Raw genomic sequence first — 1251 nt, 5'->3', positions numbered from 1 at the left:
GGAGCTGTCGAAGGTGGGACTGGCGATTGGGACGAAGTCGTAACAAGGTAGCCGTACCGGAAGGTGCGGCTGGATCACCTCCTTTCTAAGGAGCACTTCTAAGCCGGGCTTGCCTGGTTCAGAGGCCAGTACATCAGCGAATGTCTGATGCTGGTTGCTCATGGGTGGAACGTTGACTACTCGGCCGGTTTCACGGGTCGGAGGCTGTAAGTACTGCTCGTAAGAGCGTGGAAAGCATGATCTTCGGACGGGATCTGGTCGGGCACGCTGTTGGGTATCTGAGGGTACGGATTTGATCCCGACCTCAATGCCGACCCCAGTGCACTCGAGCTTCTGGTTCGGGGTGATGGGTGGTTGGTCGTTGTTTGAGAACTGCACAGTGGACGCGAGCATCTGTGGCCAAGTTTTTAAGGGCGCACGGTGGATGCCTTGGCACCAGGAACCGATGAAGGACGTGGGAGGCCACGATAGTCCCCGGGGAGTCGTCAACCAGGCTTTGATCCGGGGGTTTCCGAATGGGGAAACCCGGCAGTCGTCATGGGCTGTCACCCGCTGCTGAACACATAGGCAGTGTGGAGGGAACGCGGGGAAGTGAAACATCTCAGTACCCGCAGGAAGAGAAAACAACCGTGATTCCGGGAGTAGTGGCGAGCGAAACTGGATGAGGCCAAACCGTATACGTGTGAGACCCGGCAGGGGTTGCGTGTGCGGGGTTGTGGGATCTCTCTTCTGTCGTCTGCCGGCGACAGGACGAGTCAGAAACCGTTGATGTAGGCGAAGGACATGCGAAAGGTCCGGCGTAGAGGGTAAGACCCCCGTAGTCGAAACGTCAGCGGCTCGTTTGAGAGACACCCAAGTAGCACGGGGCCCGAGAAATCCCGTGTGAATCTGGCGGGACCACCCGTTAAGCCTAAATATTCCCTGGTGACCGATAGCGGATAGTACCGTGAGGGAATGGTGAAAAGTACCGCGGGAGCGGAGTGAAATAGTACCTGAAACCGTGTGCCTACAAGCCGTGGGAGCGTCGGATGCAAGGCTTGCCTTGCATCTCGTGACTGCGTGCCTTTTGAAGAATGAGCCTGCGAGTTTGCGGTGTGTTGCGAGGTTAACCCGTGTGGGGAAGCCGTAGCGAAAGCGAGTCCGAATAGGGCGATTTAGTAGCGCGCTCAAGACCCGAAGCGGAGTGATCTAGCCATGGGCAGGTTGAAGCGGAGGTAAGACTTCGTGGAGGACCGAACCCACCAGGGTTGA

At 57.6% G+C, this 1251-nt stretch carries 2 rRNA genes; both read left to right on the top strand.

Going from position 1 to position 1251, the window contains the following annotated elements:
- Positions 1 to 85 (top strand): 16S ribosomal RNA (locus ACIBKX_RS40740); the annotation flags it as partial.
- Positions 86 to 397: 312 nt separating this feature from the next.
- A 23S ribosomal RNA gene (locus tag ACIBKX_RS40735) occupies positions 398 to 1251 on the top strand; the annotation flags it as partial.

The sequence above is a fragment of the Streptomyces sp. NPDC050658 genome, assembly GCF_044457025.1.
GTDB lineage: Bacteria > Actinomycetota > Actinomycetes > Streptomycetales > Streptomycetaceae > Streptomyces.
Note: the sequence above shows the minus strand (reverse complement) of the source record. Positions and strands in the feature narration are given on the sequence as shown.